Annotated in this window: 17 protein-coding genes; 3 read left to right on the top strand and 14 right to left on the bottom strand. The window is 42.7% G+C overall.

Annotated features, from left to right (window positions below):
* Nucleotides 1–27: 27 nt before the first annotated feature.
* From pncC to gpt, 9 genes are all read right to left on the bottom strand, one after another.
* Nucleotides 28–531, bottom strand: a complete 504-nt coding sequence (gene pncC, locus IQ209_RS09425) for a nicotinamide-nucleotide amidase (RefSeq protein ID WP_193851063.1) — start codon at nt 529–531, stop codon at nt 28–30.
* Between the two features lie 25 nt (nt 532–556).
* A complete protein-coding gene (gene lplT, locus IQ209_RS09420) occupies nt 557–1,741 on the bottom strand; it encodes a lysophospholipid transporter LplT (RefSeq protein ID WP_193851062.1) in 1,185 nt (394 codons plus the stop codon).
* 4 nt (nt 1,742–1,745) lie between these two features.
* Nucleotides 1,746–3,896, bottom strand: a complete 2,151-nt coding sequence (aas, locus tag IQ209_RS09415; protein WP_193851061.1) for a bifunctional acyl-ACP--phospholipid O-acyltransferase/long-chain-fatty-acid--ACP ligase — start codon at nt 3,894–3,896, stop codon at nt 1,746–1,748.
* Between the two features lie 125 nt (nt 3,897–4,021).
* Complete coding sequence (gene aroL / locus IQ209_RS09410; protein ID WP_193851060.1) at nt 4,022–4,552, bottom strand: shikimate kinase AroL; 531 nt, start codon at nt 4,550–4,552, stop codon at nt 4,022–4,024.
* A 165-nt stretch (nt 4,553–4,717) separates the two neighbouring features.
* Entirely contained in the window at nt 4,718–5,971 is a 1,254-nt protein-coding gene (gene proA, locus IQ209_RS09405) for a glutamate-5-semialdehyde dehydrogenase (RefSeq protein ID WP_193851059.1), read from the bottom strand.
* A gap of 29 nt (nt 5,972–6,000) precedes the next feature.
* Nucleotides 6,001–7,107: a glutamate 5-kinase gene (gene proB, locus IQ209_RS09400; protein WP_193851058.1), complete on the bottom strand. Its 1,107-nt coding sequence runs from the start codon at nt 7,105–7,107 to the stop codon at nt 6,001–6,003.
* A 111-nt stretch (nt 7,108–7,218) separates the two neighbouring features.
* On the bottom strand, nt 7,219–7,620 hold the full coding sequence (gene crl, locus IQ209_RS09395; RefSeq protein ID WP_193851057.1) for a sigma factor-binding protein Crl: 402 nt from the start codon (nt 7,618–7,620) through the stop codon (nt 7,219–7,221).
* Nucleotides 7,621–7,691: 71 nt separating this feature from the next.
* Entirely contained in the window at nt 7,692–8,939 is a 1,248-nt protein-coding gene (frsA, locus tag IQ209_RS09390; RefSeq protein ID WP_193851056.1) for an esterase FrsA, read from the bottom strand.
* Between the two features lie 15 nt (nt 8,940–8,954).
* On the bottom strand, nt 8,955–9,416 hold the full coding sequence (gpt, locus tag IQ209_RS09385; protein ID WP_193851055.1) for a xanthine phosphoribosyltransferase: 462 nt from the start codon (nt 9,414–9,416) through the stop codon (nt 8,955–8,957).
* 260 nt (nt 9,417–9,676) lie between these two features.
* Here gpt and pepD point away from each other — a divergent pair, with 260 nt between their 5' ends.
* The gene (gene pepD / locus IQ209_RS09380) at nt 9,677–11,137 is read left to right on the top strand and encodes a beta-Ala-His dipeptidase (RefSeq protein ID WP_193851054.1); all 1,461 of its coding nucleotides are present in this window, start codon (nt 9,677–9,679) and stop codon (nt 11,135–11,137) included.
* Nucleotides 11,138–11,200: 63 nt separating this feature from the next.
* On the opposite strand, the gene dinB is transcribed toward pepD, so the two are convergent.
* Nucleotides 11,201–12,256: a DNA polymerase IV gene (dinB, locus tag IQ209_RS09375; RefSeq protein WP_193851053.1), complete on the bottom strand. Its 1,056-nt coding sequence runs from the start codon at nt 12,254–12,256 to the stop codon at nt 11,201–11,203.
* Between the two features lie 374 nt (nt 12,257–12,630).
* Between dinB and IQ209_RS09370 the strand changes: the two genes are divergently transcribed.
* Together IQ209_RS09370 and IQ209_RS09365 are read left to right on the top strand one after the other, a co-directional pair.
* Nucleotides 12,631–13,872: a multidrug effflux MFS transporter gene (locus IQ209_RS09370; protein ID WP_193851052.1), complete on the top strand. Its 1,242-nt coding sequence runs from the start codon at nt 12,631–12,633 to the stop codon at nt 13,870–13,872.
* 1 nt (nt 13,873) lies between these two features.
* Entirely contained in the window at nt 13,874–16,135 is a 2,262-nt protein-coding gene (locus IQ209_RS09365) for an excinuclease ABC subunit UvrA (protein WP_193851051.1), read from the top strand.
* Between the two features lie 114 nt (nt 16,136–16,249).
* Here IQ209_RS09365 and IQ209_RS09360 read toward each other — a convergent pair whose 3' ends face one another.
* From IQ209_RS09360 to IQ209_RS09345, 4 genes are read right to left on the bottom strand one after another with little or no spacing between them, the layout of a single operon-like run.
* Nucleotides 16,250–18,259, bottom strand: coding sequence for a chorismate-binding protein (locus IQ209_RS09360; RefSeq protein ID WP_193851050.1), 2,010 nt, complete (start codon nt 18,257–18,259; stop codon nt 16,250–16,252).
* Nucleotides 18,260–18,305: 46 nt separating this feature from the next.
* Entirely contained in the window at nt 18,306–18,938 is a 633-nt protein-coding gene (locus IQ209_RS09355) for an isochorismatase family protein (RefSeq protein ID WP_193851049.1), read from the bottom strand.
* A gap of 24 nt (nt 18,939–18,962) precedes the next feature.
* Nucleotides 18,963–19,748: a 2,3-dihydro-2,3-dihydroxybenzoate dehydrogenase gene (locus IQ209_RS09350; protein WP_193851048.1), complete on the bottom strand. Its 786-nt coding sequence runs from the start codon at nt 19,746–19,748 to the stop codon at nt 18,963–18,965.
* Complete coding sequence (locus tag IQ209_RS09345) at nt 19,745–20,914, bottom strand: 3-deoxy-7-phosphoheptulonate synthase (protein WP_193851047.1); 1,170 nt, start codon at nt 20,912–20,914, stop codon at nt 19,745–19,747. The genes IQ209_RS09350 and IQ209_RS09345 overlap by 4 nt, the downstream gene beginning before the upstream one ends.
* Nucleotides 20,915–20,995 lie beyond the last annotated feature (81 nt).

Here is a 20,995-nt window from a genome sequence, read left to right as displayed (position 1 = left end):
TATACTGTATAATCATACAGCATCAAGCTAATTTTTTATGATTTCATCCAATAAAGTTTTCAAAGAAAAGATGACGGCTTGTAGACGCACAGCATTGCGATCACCCGAAAAATACTGGCGATATGTTACAGTCTGGATGTTTTCATTAATGTAAAAGGCAAACCCAAACCAAACTGTGCCAGTCGGTTTTTCCTCATTTCCTCCTTCTGGCCCCGCAATGCCGCTGACCGCAACAGAAACGTCTGCCTTAGCGACGATTAATGCCCCTGTTGCCATCTCTTTTACGATCTGCTCACTTACCGCACCAAATTGCGCCAATGACTCTGGTAAGACGCCCAGCATTTCATGCTTAGCATCATTACTGTAAGTCACAAAACCACGATTAAAGTAGGCTGAACTTCCCGCAATATCTGTGATCACTTTAGCTACCCAACCCCCTGTGCAAGATTCTGCACAGGTTACGGATAATTTTTTCCGTTTTAATCTCTTTCCAAGTTCAATACTAAGCTGATTCAGGATTTTTTCATCCATAACAGGCCTTCAATTCTATAAGAAATTAATTTTTCCGAAGCAGATCCCAAATCCACAGCCCCCCAATTGCTAAAGAAAGCAAGATACCAAAACCAATGCCAACAGCAACAACCGAAGCTCCCGCCATAACGGAAACCGAATACAGCCCTAACATTACCAACATAGCACTATTTTCGCCCAGGTTTTGCACAGCAACGGCTTTACCTGCTCCCATCGAATGCTTTCCATGTTCTTGCAATAGCGCATTTAATGGAACGACAAAAAGCCCACCAAATACACCAAGGACGATCAAAATTAAGTAGGAAAATACTATTGATTGCTGAGTAGCAAAAAGAATGACAATGAACCCAATTAAGATCCCCGCAGGCATACAGAGACGCACGGTTTTCAATGTAATAAACCGCGCCGCTAAACCTGCTCCAACAATGATACCAATTGCGACGACTGCATTCATCAATGTAGGAGTTGTATTGCCATCAATCCCCAGCACAACAGGAACCCATGCTACTAATAGGAAGCGCAGTGTGATACCCGCCCCCCAAAATAGGCTAGTACCTACCAGTGAGAAACGCGTTTCCTGATGACGCCAAAGTGAAGCACAAACCGTCATAAAATCCACCAACATTTTTTTGGGATTCCAACCTTTACCTTCACGAGCCGCCGCCAAACGAGGTATAAAGAAATTGGATATGACTGCGGCACCATACAATAAGGCACAAAGCCCTAATGCCAGTATCAGGCTAACATCAGAGAGGAAACCACCAGCAACTGAGCCAATCAAGATAGCTGCAATAGTAGAAGCCTCCATCATGCCATTGGCTTTGACCAAACGCCCACCATCTGTTAACTCTCCCAAGATCCCATATTTAGCAGGAGAATAGGCCGCTGCCCCAATTCCCACTAAGGTATATCCCAGAAAAGGATTCATATCGATACAGATGCTAATGGCCCCAAGCAATTTGACGCCATTAGAAAAGAGCATGACACGCCCTTTTGAAAACCGATCAGCAATTTGCCCGACAAAAGGGGCAAGTATGATATAGGCCAGAACAAAAACAATTTGCAGTGCTGGCCAACTCCATTCAGGGTAAAACTCTGCCTTTAATTGGGCTAAGATGGCAAAGAACAGAGCATTATCAGCAAAAGCAGAAAGAAATTGTGACAGCAATACTGCTTTCATTCCGCGGGTTAGTAGCGGTTGTGTCTCCATTTTCTTACTCCTGTTCGGCCATTTCTCTTAGAGTGACAAAATCCGGTTTGCCACTGCCGAGCAATGGAAGTTGCTTCACATAACGAATATCTCGTGGAACCGATAACTCAGGCATCCCTATTTCACGTGCCACTCCCAGCATTCTGTTTCTATTTAGATTCGCATCTGTAGTGAACAATACCAGTGCTTCGCCTTTGCTTCGATCACTCCTGGTTGTAGCCGCATGTAGCGCATCAGTAGAAACGTGAGAAGCGATTTGTTCTACCGCTTCAAGAGAAACCATTTCCCCTGCAAGCTTGGCAAATCGTTTTACACGCCCTTTGATCGTACAGAAACCCTCTTCATCAATAGAAACGATATCTCCGGTATCATACCAGCCGATTTGATTATTCTCTTCGGCATCTTCGGCAGAGGGTGGTTCTAAACGATCAGGTGCTTCAACTCGCAGATATCCTTTCATAACATTTGGCCCACGTAACTGTAAGCGGCCTCCTCCTTCAATACCCTGTATAGGCAACAAACGGGCTTCCATACCCGGTAAGATCCGCCCGACTGTTCCCATTTTTGCCGCCATCGGTACATTGATTGCCACTACCGGCGCACATTCTGTCACTCCATAACCTTCCAGAATACGGATGCCAAATTTATCTTGCCAAACTCGCTTGGTGTTTTCGGATAATTTTTCTGCTCCAGCCACCACATAACGCAGACGGGCAAAATCATAAGGATGGGCAAAACGAGCATAATTGCCTAAGAAAGTCGAAGTTCCGAATAACACGGTACAATTTTGGTCATAGACCAATTCAGGCACGACACGATAATGTAAGGGGCTTGGGTAAAGGAATACACGACTGCCTGTCATTAATGGAGTAAATAGACCAACTGTTAGGCCAAATGCATGAAACAGTGGCAAAGAAGACATAAAACGATCCAACGGAGTAAAATCAGCAACCGTTTTTATCTGCTCAACGTTCGCCAATAAGCTGGCATGGCTGTGAACAACACCTTTTGGTGCCCCTTCTGAGCCTGACGTAAACAGGATCAATGCATCATCATCCGGCTTTTGCGAAGTCAAAATGGCTTTAGAAGGGAAAATCAAATGCCACAATATCCAAAGCTTATCTTCCCGTGTGATCGTGTCTTTTAAATCTTCGAGATATACCCAATTAGCTTCAGTCACCTGTTCTGGCAGATGAGACAATTGCCCTTTTTCCAGAAATTGGCGAGATGTTACGATGGTTTTAATGGTTGCCGCCTGCATGGCATTCTTCATGCCGCTGCTTCCTGCCGTATAGTTCAAAAGAGCCGGCACTCGCCCTTTTAACGAAGCACCGTATATAGTAGCCGCCATCACAGTCGCATTTGGCAACAGCAGGCCGATGCGTTCACCTTCTTGTGTAAAGCGTTCTAAGATCCGGCTAATTCCCAATATTTTTTTCAGTAGTGAATGATAGCTATCTTCTTTAAAATTCACATCGTCAATGCAGGACTTAAAACGGCCAAAGCGTTTTTGTGCAGTTAGGTAAGCGCTGAATAACGTCTCCTTTGGGCGCGTCTGCATTCTCACATCCATCATAATGGCGTGGAGATGTTCTCCTGCTAAACGACGACGTGTTGTTGAATCAGGTGCATCCGGCATTGGCAGATCAACGGCAGGTAAAATTTTGAGGGTAATTTTCGGGAACCAATGCAGCTTCACTATGCCTTTTAACCGACCAAAAACCGTTTGTTCTGCCCCCTCAATTCGGATTGATACTACTTTTGCGCCTGATTTCGCGGCAATAAAAGCAGCGCCATCATAAATTTTCATAAGAGAGCCAGTTACGGTGATCCTTCCTTCAGGGAAAATCACAATCGGGCGCCCTTTATCCACCTCTTTAACCAGTGTCCTGACTGCCATTGGGTTAGTCGGATCCAAAGGCACAACATCCGCATAAGATTTGATAAATTTAAGAAAGCTGCGAGTCGCAATATTAGAATAAATAGCAAATACAGGCTTTATCGGCAGGAATAGCCCAATTAACAGGCCATCCAGAAATGAAACATGATTGGGAGTAATAATGCATTTGGTGTGTTGCTGTAACTGTTTGGTATCACCTTCAATGGTAACTCTGAAGAGTACACGAATAAGTAATCGAATAAAATTTAAGAGCATATCCATATCTCAAATATAATTAATAAAATTAAAGTGAGTAAATACGATACTATAAGTTGTATGGGCGATTTGTTATATCAGATTTCCTTGTCAGTTAGAAAATAAACTTAAACACCGTTGATATATCAAATTAGTTTGTTTTTCTGGTTTAAAATATAAGATTTAACGTGAGATACGATATCTTCTGTTGCGAGATTGGCATCAACGATGAAATTGGCACACTCTTGGTATAGTGGCTCTCTTTCAACCAATATTCCTTCCATTTCTTCTATAATGGACTTTCCTGTCAAACTGGGACGCTGTGAATTCTCTGGATTGAGAGATAATCGCTGACTCAAAACTTCTGCGGATGTCTGTAAATAAATCACAATACCATTTTGTTGCATATACTGGCGATTCTCAAGCGACAACACCATTCCTCCACCTGTTGAAATGACACGTTCACTTTGGCTAACTGCTTTCAACGTTTGGCTTTCTAATTTTCTGAAATGTTCCCAGCCATATTGTTCAACAAGATCAGCTATCGTCATTTCACTTACAGTCTGGATACTTTCATCGGTGTCAATAAATTTATACGACAGCGCTTCAGACAACAACTTACCTATTGTCGTCTTCCCTGCACCTCGTGCACCTACGATGAATAGAGTTTGTTTCATTTCGTTGTTTTCCCGAAGAGTCTATAAAATTAAGCCTAAACATAAAGTATAGTAACTAAATATTTACACTAGTGTAAAAAGGTATTTTTGATGGATCAAAAAGTCACACTGAAAATTAAGTGTGACCAACATAGTTCAATAAAATCTAATTAAAGTAGGATATGGTCAACGACGAGGCAAATAATCACCATAACCAATCCACTTATACGTTGTCAGTGCATCAAGCCCCATTGGGCCTCGGGAGTGTAATTTCTGAGTACTGACAGCCACTTCAGCCCCCAAACCAAATTGTCCGCCATCAGTAAAACGCGTGCTAGCATTTACATATACTGCGGCTGAATCCACATGGCGCACAAAGTAATCGGCTTGCGGCAAAGATTCCGTCAGTATCGCATCGGAATGGGCTGTGCTATAAGTCCGAATATGCTCAATAGCTCGATCGATATCGCTAACAATTTCCACATTCATATCTAAAGATAACCATTCATCACAGTAATCTTCCTCTGCCACTTCAACAACAGTTGCAGGGCCATCTTTCAGCAATGTCATTGCTGATTTACTTGCGTGTAATGTCACGCCCTGCTCTTTCATTTTGGCACTCAAAACTGGCAGGAAATCGGCGGCTATTTTTTCATGCACCAATAATGTTTCCAGTGAATTACAGGCACTTGGACGCTGGACTTTCGCATTAATAATGATTTCCAGTGCTTTTTCAATATTGATGGTTTCATCCACAAATGTATGACAAACGCCAATACCGCCAGTAATCACGGGAATAGTCGATTGTTCCCGGCACAATTTATGTAACCCAGCCCCACCTCGAGGGATCAACATATCGACATAACGATCCATTTTCAGCAATTCAGCCACCAATTCACGATCAGGTTTATTGATAGCCTGAACCGCAGCCGCTGGCAATCCATTTTGTTCCAATGCCTGCTGGATGACTGTAACCATCGCTTGATTTGTATGGTGAGTCTCTTTGCCACCACGCAGTATCACTGCATTACCCGTTTTCAGACATAACGACGCCACATCAATAGTAACATTGGGCCGGGCTTCATATATCACGCCAATTACGCCCAACGGAACTCGGCGACGGCTCAATTGCAATCCATTATCCAATAATTGCCCATCAATAACTTGCCCTATAGGATCAGCCAAACGGCAGACTTGGCGCACATCATTGGCAATGGCATTCAGCCGTTCCGGTGTCAGTAATAACCGATCGAGTAGTGCTGCACTCATTCCCTGTTCGCGGGCTTGCTCCATATCTTGCTGGTTAGCGGCAAGAATCACTTCAATCTCCGTCTCCAACAAATCAGCAATGTGATTCAACGCTTGGTTTTTCTGGTTGCTATTCAATTGCGCCAACTGCCACGATGCTGCTTTGGCTGCTTTTCCCATCTGCTCTAGCATGGTGAAATCCTTAACTCACGATCAATTTATTAAATTACGATCAAATCATCACGATGAACCGCAACAGCGCCATATTCATAACCTAATATCTGGCTAATTTGCTGTGAATGATAGCCTGCAATCAGACGTAACGCATCACTGTTGTAACGGCAAACACCATGAGCCAAATCTTTACCCGATAAGCTACGGATGCAAATAACTTCACCACGGGAAAAATTACCTTTAACGTTTTTGATCCCTTTTGGCAGCAACGAACTGCCTTTCCCAACAATCGCCGCTTCTGCACCATGATCGACAATAATTTCCCCTGCCGGAGGTGCCCCAAAAATCCAACGCTTACGATTTTCCATTGGGCTAGCCAAGCCATGAAAGCATGTTCCAACCGACTTTCCTGTAATAACATCAGCAATAACATCTGGCCTATTACCCGCGGCAATAATGACATCAATACCAGCACGCCCGGCCACGCCTGCCGCCTGAAGTTTTGTTGCCATTCCTCCCGTCCCTAATCCAGAAACACTGTCCCCAGCTATCATTTTCAGCTCATCACTGATGTCATGCACTTCAGGGATCAATTTTGCATCAGGGTTACTACGAGGATCTGCGGTATAAAGCCCTGCTATATCTGTCAGAAGTAACAATTTATCTGCACTGCCCAAAATAGCAGCCAATGCAGAAAGATTATCATTGTCACCCACTTTAATCTCTGCTGTCGCAACGGCATCATTTTCATTAATAATGGGAACGATGTGATTATCAAGCAAAGCCTGAAGGGTATCTCTTGCATTCAAAAAGCGTTCACGATCTTCCAAATCCGCGCGGGTCAGGAGCATTTGCCCAACATGAATGCCATAAATAGAAAAAAGCTGCTCCCACAATTGGATCAGGCGACTTTGCCCAACAGCTGCCAGCAATTGTTTTGAAGCAATAGTTGCCGGAAGTTCAGGATATCCTAAGTGTTCACGCCCAGCAGCAATCGCACCAGAAGTCACAATAATAATGCGGTGACCTTTTTCATGCTGTTGAGCACATTGACGAACCAGTTCCACAATATGGGCACGATTCAAACGACGAGAGCCACCGGTTAATACACTCGTTCCCAGTTTTACAACCAATGTTTGGCTGCCATTCATCATATTTCTGCCATTACAGTTAATTTGAAAAAACAGTGTTCAGTTTTAACAGGAGAGAAGCGTTATGCCAACTGACATAACGCAAAATTTAGCAAAAGCGGGTTAAAAACAAAATTACGCTATCACTTGCGTTTGCAGAGTGACGGTATTCTCAGATGGGATCAATGCCAGTTTGAGCGTTTCACAAGAATCAACCAGACGTTTGTGGAATGCCTGTAGCGTTGATTCAAGGTGCTCAAGATCGGCCTTTTTTTTGATATTCATGACATTCCATTCACCCTGTTTATCAAACAAGCCTATCTGATAGTGATAAACAAAACCTTGATCCTGCTCTTCCAGCTCTAACCACCATCCCAAAAATTCACGTTTTTCCGGTACCGCTTTGGCACTGACACAAACGGCTAAACAGTCAAAGAAAAAATAACCATTTTGGCACTTTAATTCACGTACATACGGCCCTAATGCAGAAAAACGCTTTAACAACCTATTTTTAGAATAACTTGCGGGTAAAGTCATACAAAGGTCTCCTTATATGCAGAACACCTTTGTATCAAACGATTAAAAAATATCAAGTTATAAATTTTGTTTTATAAAACTTTATCTTTCAACCATACACTTATTTCGTGTAATGCCTTATTGAAACCACTATAAACTGAGGTTGCAGGAATAGCTCGTACTGAACCCTCAATTGATGACATCGCAATCAACTTCGAATCTTTCCTTGGGCTGAAAATATCATCTTCCCAGTACACCGAAAACATGGGAACAGTACAACGACGGCCCAATAACCCTTGATTCTTCAACGAATAACAAGCTAATTCTGAACGCAACCTCTTTTCATCAACGTGATAAATACCTAAGCGACTGGCCAAGACATCGATATACATTGACGGGATTTTCTGCTGTAATTTTTCATCATGCAGTAATTCATGCACAATCGGGCCGACCACCGAGACTCCTTTAATAAGTTTCGGCTCCAAGTAGGCAAGCCGAACAGCGATATTTGCCCCAAAACGAAAACCAAATACGCCTACACGGGTATGATCAATCCACGGCACGCTATTTAGTTGTTGTAAAACTTGTTGATGAAGTACACATGTATCCTGCGTTAAGGTAAATTTAGCAGAATAACCAACAGAAGGCATATCCAGCGTTAACATGGCAAAACCAAGAGGCGAGAAATGTTCACGAAATAAGCGCCAGCAATCACTCTGGACATTATCAATGCTGGCACAAACTAATATCGTTGGACAAGGCCCTTGTACATGGGAAGGCAGGTGCAATAGCCCAGTAATACTTTTGCCCCCTTCCAGCTGGAATTCCGGCTTTTTCAATTCATAGTCAGAAAAACGCGCCGCGTTTTCATAAGCTTTATTAGCCAGCACAATGGCCTGATCTGCCAGTTCATCACCGCGTAAATGAGGATAAGCTGCAATGCTATATAGCGTTGCAGCCTTTAACCAACATGCTCCGGATTTTTCCGTATCTTCAGTATGCAACGCTTCCTGTTGCCAGTGCATTGCCTGCTGAGACCACTCAAATGTCCAGTTTCCTTTACGGTAGCCGACCACAGTATCTAACAAATGTTCAGTACTGCGTTCGGCATCCGTCACGGCAATCCGGCTGAGGACATCTTGAATTTCTAGCGGATTGACTCCCCTCCAGATCCAAGCGAGCCAATTAATCATACGATACCAACGCTCGCGGCGCTCCCCACCAAGCATACTATCACTGGTAGTTACGGATTGTGGACGAGTATATTTTACCAGTGTAGAGGTTTCCCGATGTTTAAACCGAGGCTTAAACAGCGATTCTGAAAGGTTTTGTTTCGTCATGACAAAAGAAAAATCTTACTGCTTTTCACAAACGGGTGGAACAAACACGACTCCCATATCCCATGGCTGCTCAATCCATGTGTTTTGGGGGATGTCAATAACATAATCATTCACAAGAGGGCGACCGGCGGGTTTAGCAAAAATCGTTACAAAGTGAGCTTTCGGATACATTTCACGGATTGCCTGGGCAGTGCCTCCGGTATCAACCAGATCATCAACGACAATAAATCCTTCACCGTCACCTTCCGCTTTTTTCAATACTTTCAACTCGCGCTGATTATCGTGATCATAACTGGAAATACAGACAGTATCGACATGGCGAATTCCCAATTCACGAGCCAGTAACGCTCCCGGAACAAGACCACCACGGCTAACGGCAATAATGCCTTTCCACTGCGCTACGGGAAGTAAACGTTGCGCCAATTGACGGGCATGTATTTGCAACATATCCCACGTTACGACATATTTTTCACTCATAAAATTAGATCCTGGAAACTAAAGAATATTTCAGAAAAGCGTTTGTTGCGGAAAAAAGGTTGCGCGAGATTATAGTGATTTGAACCAACAAAAACCAGTAAAAACAAGGTAAGTCCTCATTCTCACTGCCCATTGCTGGCAATAAAATGATATTTTCAAGTATAACATGGATATCAGGTCAATGCAGATGACAAAAACTCCCTGATGTGTCAAGCATTACCATTTTCGTTTCACCAAGATTCAGTTATAGGAGATTCGCCGTGTCCGAATTATCAACGCTATCCCCACAACCTTTATGGGATATTTTTGCGCAAATCTGTTCCATTCCTCATCCTTCTTATCATGAAGAAGTTCTCGCATCTCATATCATTGAGTGGACCAAAAGCAAAGGGTTCCCTGTAGAGCGGGATGAAGTGGGTAATATTTTGATCAGAAAGCCCGCTTCAAAAGGCATGGAAAACCGCAAGGTGGTTGTACTTCAAGCGCACCTTGATATGGTTCCACAGAAAAATAACGATACCCAACACGATTTCACACAAGATCCTATTCGCCCTTATATTGATGGTGATTGGGTTACGGCTGATGGTACAACGTTAGGTGCGGATAACGGTATCGGCATGGCTTCCGCTCTGGCAGTCTTGGCGGACGAGTCCGTTAAACACGGCCCATTGGAAGTTTTGCTGACCATGACCGAAGAGGCCGGCATGGATGGCGCATTCGGCCTGAAATCCGGCTGGCTGCAAGCTGATGTTCTGATCAATACCGATTCAGAAGAAGAAGGCGAAATCTACATGGGTTGTGCGGGTGGCATTGATTTTTTCACAACCTTACGCCTGTCCCGCGAAGCTCTGCCAGCTAACTATAAAACGCTGCAATTAACGATTAAGGGATTAAAGGGCGGTCACTCTGGTGGCGATATTCATCTGGGATTGGGTAACGCCAACAAATTACTGGCTCGTTTCCTAGCCACATATTCCGACCATTTGGAACTGAAATTAATTCATCTGCAAGGTGGAACCCTGCGCAATGCTATTCCTCGAGAAGGTTCTACCGTGATTGCTGTTCCTGCTGATAAAGTTGAAAAACTCCATCAATTGAAAGATAGCTATCTGGAGATATTGAAAAACGAATACTCCGTCGTTGAAAACACTCTCATTCTCTTGCTGGATGAAACCGAAGCATCATCACACGCATTAACTACGGATTGTCAGACTCGCTTCATATCCATGCTCAATAGTATGCCGAATGGTGTTATTCGTATGAGCGATGTTGCCAAAGGTGTTGTAGAGACCTCATTGAACGTAGGCGTCGTAACCATGGACGAAGAGAAAGCCGAGGTTATTTGCCTGATCCGTTCACTTATCGAAAGTGGCAAAATTTATGTTGCTGAAATGCTGGATTCTCTGGCAAAACTGTCTGGAGCGGAAACCGTGGCAACTGGCAGCTATCCGGGCTGGCAGCCTGACGCCAATTCTCCAATCATGCATTTAGTACGTGAAACTTATCATCAACTCTTCGATAAGACGCCGAATATTATGGTGATCCACGCTGGGTTAGAGTGTGGCTTATTCAAAAAACCGTACCCTGATATGGACATGGTTTCTATAGGCCCAACCATTCGGGGTGCTCATTCACCTGATGAGAAAGTACATATTAAGAGTGTCGGTCAATATTGGCAGCTCCTCACTGCAATTCTCAAAGCTATTCCGGTTAAAGAATAATAGAAAATTATATTGCCTCTCCCCTACCCTCTGCTTGTGGGGGAGATATCGTTCTTTTACACCTTACCATTCCAATAAAAGCTGACGCTCCAGTTGTGGGTTTTGTAATGTCACATGCAGCCCAACCAGCCTGACCCCTCGCCCTCCCCTGCGTGTTTCCCAAGCCTGCTTTGCTATTTGAATCAGATCGCGTTTATCCAACATAGGATGAACATGTTCCTGTGTCGTCAATTGAAAATCATCAAACTTTAATTTGATACCTTGACGGGCAATGCGAAGATCGGGTTTTACCTTTTCTAACCGTATTTTCAGCTCAGAATAAAGTTCTTCAATCAGTTCAACACACTCATGCCATTCATGGATATCCTGCGCCAGGGTTTTCTCCACCCCAACGGACTTACGCAGACGTTCTGGCGTAATCTGTCTTTCGTCAATGCCATGACAACGCTCCCAAAGCGTCACCCCGAACTTACCCAAACTTTTTATTAGTACCAGTTTATCGTAACGTTGCACGTCAGAGCAGGTTGCTAACCCCATGTCTGACAAACGTTTAGCCGTGACCCTCCCAACACCGGGAATCTTGCATAATGGCAGAGAATTAACAAACGTTTTAACCTGTTCAGGGGAGATAACATATTGCCCATTGGGTTTATTGATATCAGACGCTATTTTGGCTAAAAACCTCACTGGCGCTACACCTGCGGAGGCCGTTAACTGCAATTCATCAAAAATGACCTGACGGATTTCTTGAGCAATCAAAGTGGCGGAACCATGACAATAACTGCAATCCGTCACATCCAGATAGGCTTCATCTAAAGAAAGAGGTTCGATCAACGCAGTGTAACGGGAAAAAATTTGACGGATATGTTGAGACACTTCTTTATAATGCGCCATTCTGCCAGGGATAACTTTCAATTGAGGACAAAGTCTCAATGCCGTAGCCGTAGACATCGCGCTATGCACCCCAAAACGGCGGGCTGGATAATTTGCCGTACTAATTACGCCCCTTCGATCAGCGCTTCCCCCGACTGCAATAGGAATATTGAGAAGTGATGGATTATCCCGCATTTCAATGGCGGCAAAAAAGCAATCCATATCAATATGAATAATTTTGCGCATCTGATCTCTCCGTGCCAAATCACTGTATAAATATACAGAAAGAGATCATGAAACTCTAATTAATTTTTCAGCAAAACTTCAACGAATGGATTTCTCGAAACCCTTAGAATAATTTCCATAATGAAATTATTTTCCTATATTGCTATAACATTTATAAGATGTTCATATCATAAAAAAATGACAAGACAAAAACCATAAATATGATAAATAACAATTTATTATAACAATAAAACCCATCTAATTAAAAAGGTAAAACAGGATTCAACCTTGCATGAAATCCGTCAACTAACTTAAAATAATGATTTCTATTTTGAAATCATTTTTCTGCAATGTTATAGTTTTCATCATCTGTTTATTATATGAGATGAATAACAGTGAAAAAATCAGAAAACACACTAACTAATAGTCAATTAAATCAGGCTATTTCATCTAACCAAAAAGGTGAATTGGCATTCAAACTTGTTCTTATTTTGGGAATGTTGAGTGCCATTGGCGCTCTTTCAACCGACATGTACCTTCCTTTGTTTCCCGCCATATCGCACGCGCTAAACACGACTCAGGCTGGTGTTCAATTAAGTTTAACCTCATTTATGGCGGGTCTCGCAATTGGGCAATTAATCATTGGTCCCTGGTCGGATGTCATTGGCAGGAGAAAACTTTTGTTAAGAGGCATGGTCTTGCTGACTGTAGCCTCAATTGCTTGTTCATTCTCTTCAAGTATTGAAATATTAATCATTAGCCGCTTTTTTCAAGGTGCTGGTGGCGCATCAGGTATTGTCCTGACACGAGCCATTGTTTCCGATCTCAGCTTTGGTAACAAAGCCGCCTACTATTTCAATCTGATTCTGGCAATACAAGGTGCAGCACCGATAGTTGCTCCATTGATGGGAGGAGTGGCTGCATATTTCCCGTGGCCGATTGTATTTGTCTTTATGGCAGTGATTTCACTGATAATTACTATCTTAACGTTCGTTTATGTGCCAGAGAGTTTGCCGAATAAATCAGGATATGATGAAAGTAAAGGCCGTCTGGTTAAGCAGTTTCTAACACTGTTCAAAAATAGAACCTATATGGGATATACATTAGTCTTTTCCGCCACTTTCGGGGCACTGTTTGCCTATATTTCAGCATCACCTTTTATATACCAGTCTATGTTCAAATTCACCCCCGGATTTTTTTCCATTGTGTTTGCGATTAATGCCGGAATTATGATGTTCAGCAGCATACTGAGTGCGCGATGGGTTGAGCGGATCGGTGCCAAATCGCTTGTCATCATTGGTGTTGTAACTACCTTTGTCTTAGCGTGTCTGCTATTGGTTGTCAATTATCTCAGCTTCTACCAGCTTGAATTAACAACAGCAATTTTCATGATGCTTATGTTTACGATGGCGTTTATTTTTGGCAATGCAGCGAGTTTGGCATTAACAGCCGTTCCTGATGTAAGAGGGGCTGGTTCTGCTGTCCTCGGTGCGCTTCAGTTTGGGACGGCTTCTTTAACCGCATTTTTAACCGGCCTTGGCAAATCTGTATCTCTGTTTCCTGTATCTATCGTATTAATCGGATGTGGAATTATCACTCTATTTTCCCTGATGTTAGCGCGCGAAGGAGAGAAATGAAATGAGAAGTCATGAACAAAACACGATTGAAATTCGTGGTGCGAGGCAAAATAACCTTAAAGGCATTGACTTACGTATTCCCAAGAATGTCATCACTGTGTTCACTGGTGTTTCTGGTTCAGGTAAAAGCTCTCTTGTATTCGGTACAATTGCAGCGGAATCCCAAAGACAGCTCAATGATACTTTTCCGCCTTATATCCGGCATCGGTTACCGTACTATGGTCAGCCTGATGTCGATGAGATAAATAACCTAACCACCGCAATTATCATTAACCAAAAGCGGATTGGGGAAAATGTACGCTCGACGGTGGGTACAGCATCAGATATTTACACTTTGTTGCGCCTTCTGTTTTCCCGAATCGGTAAGCCCTTTGTCGGGTATTCCAACATCTTCTCTTTCAACCATCCATCAGGGATGTGCCCCAATTGTGAGGGACTGGGCATTGCCAGTACGATAGATGTAAAAAAACTGCTGAATGAAGACAAATCTCTAAATGAAGGGGCAATCGCATATTCCTCATTTGCGCCAGGAACCTGGCGGTGGCGCCGATATGTTCATTCTGGTTTATTTGATAATAATAAGAAAATTGCCGATTACTCGACAGAAGAACGCCAACTTTTGCTTTACGCGGAGAACATTGCGCCGACGAACCCATCCCCTGACTGGCCTAAATCTGCCCGATTTGAAGGACTTATACCCAGATTCACGCGCAGTTATCTTGTGAAAGATAACAAAGAGTACAAAAGTGAAGAACTTCGGAACATTGTTTCAATGAAACAGTGTCCTGTCTGCCATGGACAGAGGCTTAATAAACAAATCCTGTCATGCTTAATTCAGGGCAAAAGTATCGGCGATTGTGTAGAGATGCCGATCATAAAGCTGGGCCAGTTTATAGCGACACTGGTTGATCCTTCAGTGAGCACGCTCATTGATGCCTTGAAAGCACGTTTAACATCAATGTGCTCTGTCGGTCTGGGGTACCTGAATCTTAACCGTCCAACCCCAACATTATCAGGCGGAGAGTCGCAACGATTAAAAATGGTGCGGCACTTAGGCAGCAGTCTCACCGGAATGACTTATATCATTGATGAACCCAGCACCGGACTACATCCGGCTGATATCACTAAACTTAATACGCTGATTCAGCAATTACGTGACAAGGGCAATACTATCTTGATGGTCGAACATGACCCTGACGTCATTAAAATCGCAGATCATGTCATTGATTTAGGCCCTGGTGCAGGCGATAACGGTGGAACTATCACCTATCAGGGAGACTTAAATGGGTTACGCACCTCTGACACATTAACAGGAAAATACCTGTCTCAACCAACTCAACTTAATCGAAATCCCAAAAAGCCGCTTGGTTATCTCTCTGTCAGGAACGCAACGCTGCACAATCTTAAAGGGATCTCTATCGAGATCCCACTGGGAATAATGCTTGCTGTCAGTGGCATAGCGGGGTCGGGAAAAAGCGCCTTAATTATGGGAGAGGTTGTCCCTCAATGTCCAAATGCTGTTGTTATCGACCAAAAACCCATTCATACCTCCAAACGCTCCCATATTGCATCATGGAGTGGTGTTTTTGATCACATCCGGGAGCGCCTTGCGCTGGCTAATCACGTGGATAAATCGTGGTTTTCTCCGAATGCTAAGGGAGGATGTCCAGAGTGTAAAGGGCTAGGCGTGATTGAAACCGATTTGGCTTTTATGGATTCGATATCCTTGCCTTGTGAAGCTTGTCAGGGGCAAAAATTCAATAAAAAAGCCTTAGATTATAAATACAAAGGAAAAACGATTGTTGATCTCATGAACATGAGTATTACGCAGGCGGCAGACTTTTTTGCGAAAGACCATCAGATCCAGCCCACATTAGACAATATTCGGAGTGTCGGGTTGGGTTATATGCGCCTTGGTGAATCACTTGATCACCTGTCTGGTGGAGAATGTCAAAGACTGAAACTGGCATCTTATCTTAACAATAAAGGTGACGTGTATGTCTTTGATGAACCGACAACCGGACTTCATCCTTCTGATGTAGCAGTACTTATTACGTTGTTTCGCCGCCTTGTCGAACAGGGAAATTCTGTCTTTATCATTGAACACAATATAGAAGTTATCGCAGAAGCGGATTGGATTATTGATTTAGGCGAAGGAGCCGGAACGGATGGAGGTCAGGTGATGTTCAGCGGCATACCACAGGCAATGTTTGCAGAGGGTAACTCATTAACCGCTGATTATTTACGTCAACATTGTCGCTAAATAAGACCAGAAAAAATAAAATACGCATTAGTTAAGTGGGACAATCAAGTGTATTCTTCAGCAGGTTACATAGATTGTCCGAACTATGACAGGTTATTTTATAACACATTAATTTCAAATGACTTTATCTGCATACCCCGTAGCATTATCAATCATCCAATTATAAATTGAAAATGCATCGGTAGTTAAAAAGGATTCGTTATGAAACTGTATTGATGCCACATTATTAGATTTCAATGCAATAATTTCACTCTTACCTAACCGTTCAAGATAAACCAATCGATTATATTTCGGCGTAAACCAATGCGGTAATTTGTGCATCGCGGCAAAGCTATTATAAAACCCGACATGACAGGCTATATGCCCAATGGCTATTTTATATTGCGTTCCTTGTCGTGTTTTTGGCAGCCGTTTGATGGGCAAACCAAATTCAGCACAAATAAGTTGATGCCCCAAACAGGTTCCAATTAGTGGTAAATTCTGTTTTAAACGATTTGTAATCAGTGCTCGTCCTGTTGCTATCTTGTCATGGCTGATAATGTTCGGGTTTCCAGGCCCTGGGCCAATAAACAGAATATCTGTTTTACCTGAATTCATTAATTGCGGCAAACGCGCACCAGACTCAGACCATGAAACTATCGTCACATTATGCCCGATATAACGTAACTGGTAGGCAATCATCTCAGTAAATGAGTCCTCCATATCAATGAGCGTAATGGAGGGAAGAAAATTGGGTGCTAATACTATTTTTTTAGAATTATCTAACCAGAAAGGAGAAACTTTATGATTACGCCGCTGTAATATTACAGTGACATTATTCAACACATGTTCAGATAATTGGGTGTTATTGGTTGAATTAATGTTTTTCTTCTCACCAAAAAAAGAACTCATTAAACCACTCAATTTTGCTTTGGTTTCTTCAGCTTCATTTTCCGGAGTTGAATCACGAACAATTGTTGCCCCTGATGTCAATCGGAAATGCCCATTTTTTGTAATATCAGCCGCACGGATTAATATAGTGGAATCCAGATAGCGTTGGTTATTCTTAACACCAATCATTCCGATAACACCACTGTAATAACCACGACCACGATTTTCCCTGCGCATAATGACCTGAGACGCATTTTGCACCGGACTACCGGTAACGGTTGGGGCAAACAAGGACTCTTTCAGGATAGTTCGAATGGTCTGTGATGTTGAGCCACGGATAAAATACTCTGTATGTGCCACCCGAGACATCATCTTTAACTGAGGACCGCTCACCGTAATATCACTGTCACATATGCGGCTCATCATTTTCAGTTCTTCATCAACGACCATGAAGAGCTCATTCTGTTCCTTTTTGTCGTTAACGAAGCGGTATAAAGCCTGTTCTATTTCTTTTTCTGGATATTTTAACGTGCCACTTATTGGGTTCATGGCAACATCTTTACCCTCCACCAGGATATGTTGTTCCGGGCTGCTACCGACAAAATAGCGGTCACCGGTATAAACAACCCATGTCCAATAAGAGCCAAATTCGTTTATCAGTAATTGATTAAATAACGAAAGTACATCTTCCAATGAAAAGTCTTCAATATCACCTTCTAAACTTCTCGATATAACGAAATTACTACCCTCTCCGGCACTAATCTCACCGTTGATCACCTGTTCCACCATCTGGCTGTAAGCCTTGTCTGTGATATCGAAATGTACATTAGCCGCTTTTATTGGCTTACTACGCTCAATAAATCCCCAGTCGTGTATTTGATAACGAGCTTGTGTTTCGATGCTCATGATAATGACAGGTTCGTTATCGTTATGGCATGTAAACCCTCTTTCGGCAATCTGATTGAATGGAATGATAATTAATTGAGAAGCCTTCAGCTCTTCAGGCGATGTTATATCCACTGTACCAAAACTATCTGATGTCAATGAAAGAGTAGGTTCCAACGAAATTGGTTCTAATGCTGAGAGTGAATGGCTGTATTTTATTTTCCCCTCAAGTAATAAAAACGAGTCCTTAGCATCGGATAACGGGCGATGAATACATGCAAAGGGTTTATTCGCCTTCACTAAATGGCTAAAGAGGTTTTTCGCATCCTCTGATTGCAGCACTCCCTGTGGTAATTCGTTCAACAACATCATTCCCCCTTATAATTTGTCTTATCAGACTCTTTAGTCTCACGTATTATTTTCTTAGATTTGCAATGACTTGTTCCGTTGGTGCCACGACAGCACATATTTCTGCTGCCATCTTCAACGCCAGGTGATGTTTTTCCTCTGAAAAATCCGCCACAGCATCTGATACCAAAAAGGTTTCGATATCATGTGAATAAGCATCAATAGCGGTAGTCAGACATCCTATATGGGCATATACCCCACAAATGATCAGTTGATTGCGGTTCAAATCCCTTAAATGATGTAGCAAATGAGATTTAAAGAATGCACTGTAACGCCATTTAGTCAGTACAGTTTCATCTTTAGTGGGTGTCAGGTGCGGAATAATTTCCCGATGTTCCTCTATTGCTTGCATGCCTTCACCCCATATATTTTTTAATAATCCGCGTTGTTCTGGGGTCATACTGCCGGGCTGAGCGGTATAAAACACGGGAATATTAAAATGTCTGGCAACACTCAATAGCATGCAGGTGTTGTTAATGACACCCTTTATCGGGTTTGTTTCGGCGTCAAAAAAACCAACAAAGTATTTTTGCATGTCATGGATCAACAAAACTGCGCGATGCCGATCCGGAAGCCAATTTGCTGTCGATTTAGGTAGATCAGCATGGTTAGGCAATGGGTACGATAATATCTTTTCCATGTTGTATCTCTTGTTTGCTATGTACTAACAACTGCCTAATGCGGCGCCACCATCCACCAGCAAAGTCGACAACGTCGTTTGGCTGGACTCTTCACTGAGGTAGAAACAAACCGCCGCGGCAATTTCGTCTGGTGTGGCAACTTTGCGTAGTGGGATACCAATGCGAAATTGCTCTGGATTACCGTACAATGTGTGGTTTTTATCATCTTCATCTGCCCACATACTGCGCAGCATGGACGTATCGGTTGAGCCAGGAGCGACGACATTGCACCGGATTCCAAATGGCGCCACTTCTAACCCAAGTGCATATGTGAAGGCTTGGGCCGCCGCTTTTGAGGCACAATATGCTGCCATCGTTGCTCGAGGGACTCGTGCGGCATTTGAAGCTACAGTCACGATGCTCCCTTTTTTCTGCTCCTGCATATAACTGGCTGCGGCTTTGCTGACGTTGAATACCCCCGTCGCATTAACAGCAAAGATCCGGTTCCATACATCAATATCGGTGTTTTCAACAGCAGTATGGTGTAATACACCAGCGCCATTCACCAAATAGCCAATGGGACCAAGTTGATTTCTGATGGCAAGAAACGCGCTGCCAACTTGTTGAGATTCAGCAACGTCCACAGGAAAACCGATAATAGATTGAGAATATTCATCGCTAAGTCTGTTCACCAGAGATTGTAATGCCTCTGCCTGTTTATCAATCAGTGCTAAGATTATTCCCTTCATCGCTAATCGATTGGCGATAGCTTCACCGATACCACCACATGCACCGGTAATTACGGCAACATATTTTTTGTCAAATGTCATAATGCCTCCTGATTAATTGCCCATTGTTTAATAAGTTCAATTGCCTGTATTTTGTTCAATCTGGGATCGCATATGATGTTTGATAATTCGGATTCTTTAGGATTGAAACCGCAACCAAAACACTCTGCGATATCTTCAGCAGTCGTTTCTAAATGAATGCCTGCACAACAAGCATGATGTTCGGCTAACTGGATTTGAAAATGGGTAACTTCATCCACCATCTCTTCAAAAATTCGCTGTTTATTTCCATTCGCTGTTTTTGTTGTATTACCATGCATGGGATCACACATCCAAAGCACAGGGATACCTGTCTCCAATACCGCATCAATAAGAGGGCTGAGTTTATGAATATGCTTATGACCAAAACGGGTGATAAATGTCAGTCGCCCAGGGATTTTTTGGGGATTGAGTTTTTTGCATAATCCAGTGATTAAATCAGGAGAGACTTTCTCGCTGATTTTGCATGCTACTGGGTTATCTATATTTGATAACATCTCAACGTGAGGGCTATTTAAATCAAGGGTTCGAATGCCAATCCAAGGCCAGTGGGTACTACCAAGATATCTCCGTCCATCCAGTGTAGTTCTCAACTGAGAATATTCATAATCCAATAACAGGGCTTCATGGCTTGTCCAGACCTGTAAATTTATATCGCGTCTGCTTCGAATGTAAGCATCAATCATAGACAGAGTTTGTGAAGCTGCGTGATAACTGATTAACATCCGTTTGGGATCATTTATTCTGGCATCCAGAACAGGTTCCGGGCTATTGATACAATCACCACGCCATACCGGTAGTATAGTATTCCGGTATTTTTCAATTGCATTAGAACGCGGTTTTGCATATTGGCCCGCGATACGGCCAACTGTGATCACCGGCTTATTCAGCAAAGTAGAAAAAATGTCTGATAAGTTATATAAAAAATCAATTTTCGGAATAACCGATTGTTGATCACATTCGATAATTCGTTCAGCACAATCACCAATTTGAATTATTACAGCTTTGTGTAACCAAACCTTTTCCAATTGTTTATAAAAATGTGTCAATTTTTTATGATTAATTAATGGTGGTAGACTCAATAACTCTTTTTTTATGGTGGATAATGTTACTAAGTTGTTCCAGGTCGGTTGCTGCCATGAAGAATTAAAAATATCTAATGTATCCATCTAACTAATACTCCACTTCTAATGAAGGGTGAATTAATAACTCACAATAGAGAGCATATGACCCATTAATAATCAGGGCAC

The sequence above is a fragment of the Xenorhabdus sp. BG5 genome, assembly GCF_015163665.1.
Classification (GTDB): Bacteria; Pseudomonadota; Gammaproteobacteria; order Enterobacterales; family Enterobacteriaceae; genus Xenorhabdus.
Note: the sequence above shows the minus strand (reverse complement) of the source record. Positions and strands in the feature narration are given on the sequence as shown.

Excerpts from the sequence above, each read along its gene's own strand:
- gpt (WP_193851055.1), bottom strand. The coding sequence starts at position 9,416 with ATGAGTGAAAAATATGTCGTAACGTGGGATATGTTGCAAATACATGCC.
- IQ209_RS09360 (WP_193851050.1), bottom strand. The coding sequence starts at position 18,259 with ATGTTGTTGAACGAATTACCACAGGGAGTGCTGCAATCAGAGGATGCG.
- pncC (WP_193851063.1), bottom strand. The coding sequence starts at position 531 with ATGGATGAAAAAATCCTGAATCAGCTTAGTATTGAACTTGGAAAGAGA.
- aas (WP_193851061.1), bottom strand. The coding sequence starts at position 3,896 with ATGCTCTTAAATTTTATTCGATTACTTATTCGTGTACTCTTCAGAGTT.
- lplT (WP_193851062.1), bottom strand. The coding sequence starts at position 1,741 with ATGGAGACACAACCGCTACTAACCCGCGGAATGAAAGCAGTATTGCTG.
- IQ209_RS09355 (WP_193851049.1), bottom strand. The coding sequence starts at position 18,938 with ATGGAAAAGATATTATCGTACCCATTGCCTAACCATGCTGATCTACCT.
- IQ209_RS09365 (WP_193851051.1), top strand. The coding sequence starts at position 13,874 with ATGAGAAGTCATGAACAAAACACGATTGAAATTCGTGGTGCGAGGCAA.
- proB (WP_193851058.1), bottom strand. The coding sequence starts at position 7,107 with ATGATGAATGGCAGCCAAACATTGGTTGTAAAACTGGGAACGAGTGTA.
- aroL (WP_193851060.1), bottom strand. The coding sequence starts at position 4,552 with ATGAAACAAACTCTATTCATCGTAGGTGCACGAGGTGCAGGGAAGACG.
- IQ209_RS09350 (WP_193851048.1), bottom strand. The coding sequence starts at position 19,748 with ATGACATTTGACAAAAAATATGTTGCCGTAATTACCGGTGCATGTGGT.
- crl (WP_193851057.1), bottom strand. The coding sequence starts at position 7,620 with ATGACTTTACCCGCAAGTTATTCTAAAAATAGGTTGTTAAAGCGTTTT.
- frsA (WP_193851056.1), bottom strand. The coding sequence starts at position 8,939 with ATGACGAAACAAAACCTTTCAGAATCGCTGTTTAAGCCTCGGTTTAAA.
- dinB (WP_193851053.1), bottom strand. The coding sequence starts at position 12,256 with ATGCGCAAAATTATTCATATTGATATGGATTGCTTTTTTGCCGCCATT.
- IQ209_RS09345 (WP_193851047.1), bottom strand. The coding sequence starts at position 20,914 with ATGGATACATTAGATATTTTTAATTCTTCATGGCAGCAACCGACCTGG.
- proA (WP_193851059.1), bottom strand. The coding sequence starts at position 5,971 with ATGCTAGAGCAGATGGGAAAAGCAGCCAAAGCAGCATCGTGGCAGTTG.